Origin of the sequence: Trichococcus sp. (genome assembly GCF_049589555.1) — a bacterium.
In the GTDB taxonomy this organism is placed as follows: domain Bacteria; phylum Bacillota; class Bacilli; order Lactobacillales; family Aerococcaceae; genus Trichococcus.
Map to the genome: position 1 here is coordinate 1 of NZ_JBAWAZ010000026.1, position 5,260 is coordinate 5,260.

Consider the following 5,260-nt stretch of genomic DNA (forward strand, 5'->3'; position numbering starts at 1 on the left):
CGTTTGACCGAGTCACGGATGATCAGTTCCGGCTCGAATATTTTATTGCCTGTCACTTCTTGCTGTACGGCCAACATGATCCACTCGGCAGCTGCCGCTCCCAATTCCTCTTTCGGATGGGAAAGGGTCGTCAGCTTGACGCTGCCTGCCGTGCTCAAGAACGAGTCATCATTGCCGACCACCGAATAATCTTCCGGCACACGTTTTCCCATGTCAGCAAGCGCTTGGATCAAGCCCTGCGCCACTTCATCATTGTAGCAGACGATGCCGGTGACCTCCTGATCGCTCGCCAGCTTCTCCCGAATAGTCTGGAACACTTGCTCTTTGGTTTCTGTCGTGTACGTATACACATTTTTCGGATCGAAATTTGTCCGCATCTCTTCGTGGGCTTTGATGAAACCTTTCATCCGGTATTTCCCTTGCAGGTCATCGATCTTCGTGATCAGAGCCAAATGCTGATGGCCCTGCTCGAATAGATGTTTCGTAGCGAGATAGCCCGCTTTCGTGTCATTGACGCAAATGAAAGGGACCGACAGTTCTTCGTAATAGGCATTGATCATGACGACCGGAATGCCGCGTTCCTTGAAAGAAAGATAATAAGCCAAATTCGGATTGTATTGGTTACTTTTTGTCGGTTCCACGATCAGCCCCGAAACACCTTGGCTGAGCATCTGTTCCAGACACTCCCGCTCCTGATCGACATCGTTGTTCGTGCTCGCCAGCAGCAAGGAGTAGCCGTTCTCCCGCAACTTCTGCTCGATGCCGCGGATGATCGACGGGAAAATATAGTCCGACAGATAAGTCGTGATGACGCCGATCGTTTTGCTGGATGACACCCCGTCACCACGCCTCTGATATGTATCGTCGACATAGGTTCCGGAACCTTTCTCCTTGCGCAGATAACCTTCATTCACCAGCAAGGCAATCGCTTCCCGGACGGTATGCCGGCTGACCCCATAGTCCTTCTGCAATTGCAGTTCAGGCGGAATGACTTTGCCTACCACAAATTCGTTCGAAAGTATTTTTGAGCGTATCTCATCGGCAATCACTTGGTATTTTGTTTTCATGGCGTGCTCTCCCTCTGTATCTGTCCGTACAAATAGTATAGTAAACTGTGCAGAAAAATACAAGTGCACATTGACGGATTCTATGCAAAAACCGGACTTCCTGCTTGATTTAGCAGGAAGTCCGGTGACTTTTACAATAAAGTTTCGATAGCGGTGTAGACTGCACCGATCGATTCGGCGACGTCTTTGTTCGTAAGTTTGCCTCTGTGCACATTGAATCCGGTCAGGATGTTCGGATTTTTTTCCGCCGCTTGCCGCGCACCTTGATTCGCGATTTCCACTGCATAAGGCAACGTGACATTCGTCAACGCGATCGTAGCAGTGCGCGGAACGGCGCCTGGCATATTCGGCACCGCATAATGCAGGACGCCATATCGTTCATAAACCGGATCATCGTGCGTGGTTGTGCGGTCTTCGGTTTCAAAGATGCCGCCCTGATCCACGGCGATGTCGACGATCACGGAACCCGGCTGCATGCTTTTGACCATCGCTTCGGTCACTAACGTCGGCGCTTTCCGGCCGGGGATCAGGACAGCCCCGATGACGACATCGGCATCCTTGATGGCATGGGCGATGTTCCACTCGTTCGACAGCAAGGTGATGACCGCGTTCCCGTACAAATTCTCGATTTCCGTCAAGATCTCCGGTCTGACGTCCAGGATTGTGCAATGGGCGCCTAGTCCCAGTGCGATCTGCAAGGCATTGCGCCCGGCCACACCGCCGCCGATGATGACGACTTTCCCGTTCGCGACACCCGGAACGCCGCTCAGCAGAACGCCTTTGCCGCCGTACGGTTTTTCCAGGAACTGCGCACCGATCTGGACGGAAAGTCGGCCCGCGATGACGCTCATCGGCGTCAGCAATGGCAAATCGCCTTTTTTTCCGACCATTGTTTCGTAGCCGATTGCGGTCATGCCCGCTTGCAGCATCGCTTTCGTCAACTGCGGCGCTGCCGCCAAATGCAGGTACGTGAACAGAATCAGGTCTTCGCGGAAGTATTTGTATTCCGATTCCAAAGGCTCTTTCACCTTGATGATCATTTCGGCGGCCCAGACTTTGGCTGCATCGTCCAACACTGTTGCCCCTGCCTTTTCGTACTGCCTGTCTTCGAATCCCGAGCCGACACCGCAGCCGGATTGGACAAGGACCTGATGGCCGTTCTGTACCAGCAATTGCACACCTGCAGGCACCACACCCACCCGGTTTTCGTTATTTTTGATTTCCTTCGGCACTCCGATGATCATCCCGATCATTCCTTTCCGACAAGTCCGTCCACCGCCAAAATGGCGTCGGCGACTTGCTCAGCCGTTATGTTTTTGTTTAGATTTCTCATGGTGTTGCTCTGTGCCACTGCAAGTTTTCCGACTTTAACGAGCTCCTCGTGCGTGGCTCCGGTCAGATGCATCTCGGCCAGAGTCGTCGGCATACCGATCGCGGCCAGGAACTGACTGTATTTTTGGAACTCTTCATAAGGACGCGCTTCAAGCACGAGTTGGACCAATAGGCAAAAGCCGACTATTTCCCCGTGCGTCAAGCGATGGACCTCGCCTTTGAGGCCGGTGAAGCCATTATGGATGGCATGTGCGGCCGCCAAGCCGCCGTTTTCAAAGCCCAGTCCCGACAGCAGCGTATTCGCCTCGACAATCGCCTCGACAGCCGGCGTCACCAATCCTTTTTGGACATCCCCGAACGCGCTGAGGCCGTCACGGAATAAGGTTTCTTCGCAGGCCTGCGCAATCGCAGTGCCGGCGATGGTTGGCAATCCCCCGGCCAACGCATTCTCCCCGGAAGCTTTTGTTGCCAGCGCTTCTGCACATGTCGCCAAGGCATCCGCCATCCCGCTTGCGAAGAATCGGATCGGCGCTTGGATGACAATCTGCGTATCCACAAGCACCAGATCAGGGTTCTTCGCATAGAAACGGTAATGGTCGAACAGCCCGTCCTGCGTATAGAGCACCGAGATGGCGCTGGTCGGTGCATCAGTGGATACGGTGGTGGGGACAATCACAACCGGCAATTCGCATGCAGCTGCGATGCCTTTCGCAACATCGATGATTTTGCCGCCTCCGAGACCGATGATGACGTCCGCCGTCGCATCGGCGACCTCGTCAGCCAAACGGACCATTTCTTCCAGCGAGGCTTCGCCAGTGAATGCTTTATAATGATAGGGAAAACCCTCCAAAGCCCGTTCCACTTTTTCCTGGAGCAACCCCCAAACGAAATCATCCGTAAGCAGGAATGCCTTTTTTCCGTAGGCAGCCGCTTCCTTCCCCAATACGTCTATAGCACCTACTCCTTGAATATACCGGCTAGGCGACCGAAAAACACGATAAGCCATATGTGCGCCCCTTTTCCATTTTGTGATTTATTTATTATGCCTTTATTTTAACAGAATCTTGCTGATTCTCACAAATTTGTTTGCGGGGACTCCTGTATTACGTGCGGGCTGTCTGAATTGAAAAATAATAGGGATTTCTGCTATTTGTTCGTCAAGAACATTTCCGTTTACCAATCAGTACGTTTTCGGTCGCCAAAATTGGCAAAACGCTTCCACAATCGCTATACTTGACTTGTAAGCCAGAGATTATGATGAAAATGCGCTTTGTCAAAACAACTGTTCCGGCACATGCTCATCCTTTCCTGCCATGACGAAGATACTTTAGTCCCAAGATAACTGATTACTGCAAATGGCTGATTCGATTTGAAAAATAAGGAGTGGTTGATATGATTTATCCGTTCATCTATTTTGACGGGAACTGCAGAGAAGCTGTGGAATTCTATGCAGAAGTTTTTGGCACTGAGAAACCGAAATTCCAGACGTATGGCGATGTTCCGCAGGATCCGAACATCCCACCACAATCCCCGGAAGCCAATAATCGCGTTATTTATACGACTTTGAAGATCGCAGACAGCATCATCATGTTTGCCGATAACCCTTTAGGGGAAAAATTTGTTCCCGGAAATAATCTCAGCCTATCGATGATAATCGAGGATATTTCGTTGGTGCAAGCTTATTTTGATGCACTCAAAGAAGGTGGAATCGTTGTGTTGCCGCTTCAGGAAACATTCTACACGAAACACTTCGGTATTGTGATGGATAAATATGGGGTCACATGGCAAATTGGAATCGGGACAGAAGAGGAAATTTTGAATCCATAACAGGACAAAGCGGATACTGAATACAAATATATGATAAATAAAACCGCATCAAAATGGAATTGAAACGCCATTTTGATGCGGTTTTATTATTTATTCGCCTATTTATGCAACAGTCTATTCTTCCGTTATGACTTTCAAATATTGGTCTCCCCAGTCGCAAATGGATTGGACGACCGGCGCCAACTCCTTGCCGATGTCGGTCAGATGATACTCGACTTTCGGAGGAACCACGGGGTAGACCGTCCTTGCGATGATCTGGTCGCGCTCCAGCTCCCGCAACTGCCGGATCAACATCCGTTGGTTGATGTCAGGGAGGATCTTGTTGAACTCACTCAGTCGCAGCGTACCGTTGTGGAGCAAGGACCAGATGATTGCAATTTTCCATCTTCCACCCACAACAGATAGAGCTAAATCTTTTGTATTGTAAAATTCTTTCTCTTGGTATTGGATCATCGGGCAGCCTCTTTTCATAAAATTAATCATAGTGACAATTATGTCAGTATTCACACACCAGTCATTATATAGTATTCTTTAACAGAACGAAATACCATTTTTAAGAAAGAAGGAAATTAAATTATGAAAAGTAGAGCAGCTGTCGCTTTTGGACCAGGCAAACCGTTGGAAATCGTGGAAATAGATGTGGCAGAGCCAAAAGCCAAAGAAGTATTGGTGAAGATCCTTTACACTTCCGTCTGTCATACCGATGCCTTCACTTTGTCGGGTGACGATCCGGAAGGTGTTTTCCCTGCCGTATTAGGGCATGAAGGCGCCGGCGTTGTCGTTGCCGTGGGTGATGAAGTCACTTCCGTCAAACCCGGGGACCATGTCATTCCTCTTTACACGCCGGAATGCGGGGAATGCGAATTCTGTCTGTCCGGCAAGACAAATCTGTGTTCAGCCGTGCGCGAAACCCAAGGCAAGGGCTTGATGCCGGATGGAACGACCCGTTTCTCCTATAACGGCGAGCCTATTTATCACTATATGGGGACAAGTACTTTCAGCGAATACACGGTTGTCAACGAAATCAACTTGGT

6 protein-coding genes are annotated in these 5,260 nt (G+C 50.1%); 2 read left to right on the plus strand and 4 right to left on the minus strand.

Annotation, left to right across the window (positions count from 1 at the left end; translation table 11 throughout):
- The 3 genes from WBV27_RS01425 to WBV27_RS01435 all read right to left on the minus strand — a co-directional run.
- Positions 1–1,067: GntR family transcriptional regulator (locus tag WBV27_RS01425; protein WP_424198766.1), on the minus strand; the 1,067-nt coding region annotated here is incomplete at its 3' end.
- Positions 1,068–1,198: 131 nt separating this feature from the next.
- Entirely contained in the window at positions 1,199–2,311 is a 1,113-nt protein-coding gene (gene ald / locus WBV27_RS01430) for an alanine dehydrogenase (RefSeq protein ID WP_424198768.1), read from the minus strand.
- 5 nt (positions 2,312–2,316) lie between these two features.
- Positions 2,317–3,405 carry a glycerol dehydrogenase gene (locus WBV27_RS01435; protein ID WP_424198770.1) on the minus strand — a complete coding sequence of 363 codons (1,089 nt, stop codon included), beginning with the start codon at positions 3,403–3,405 and terminating at the stop codon, positions 2,317–2,319.
- 386 nt (positions 3,406–3,791) lie between these two features.
- On the opposite strand from WBV27_RS01435, the gene WBV27_RS01440 reads away from it, so the two are divergent.
- Positions 3,792–4,226 (plus strand): VOC family protein, encoded by a 435-nt coding sequence (locus tag WBV27_RS01440; RefSeq protein ID WP_424198772.1) that lies wholly within the window; start codon positions 3,792–3,794, stop codon positions 4,224–4,226.
- A 114-nt stretch (positions 4,227–4,340) separates the two neighbouring features.
- Here WBV27_RS01440 and WBV27_RS01445 read toward each other — a convergent pair whose 3' ends face one another.
- Positions 4,341–4,679, minus strand: a complete 339-nt coding sequence (locus WBV27_RS01445; protein ID WP_424198774.1) for a winged helix-turn-helix transcriptional regulator — start codon at positions 4,677–4,679, stop codon at positions 4,341–4,343.
- A 123-nt stretch (positions 4,680–4,802) separates the two neighbouring features.
- On the opposite strand from WBV27_RS01445, the gene WBV27_RS01450 reads away from it, so the two are divergent.
- Positions 4,803–5,260 (plus strand): alcohol dehydrogenase catalytic domain-containing protein (locus WBV27_RS01450; protein WP_424198776.1); only part of this gene is annotated, 458 nt, incomplete at its 3' end.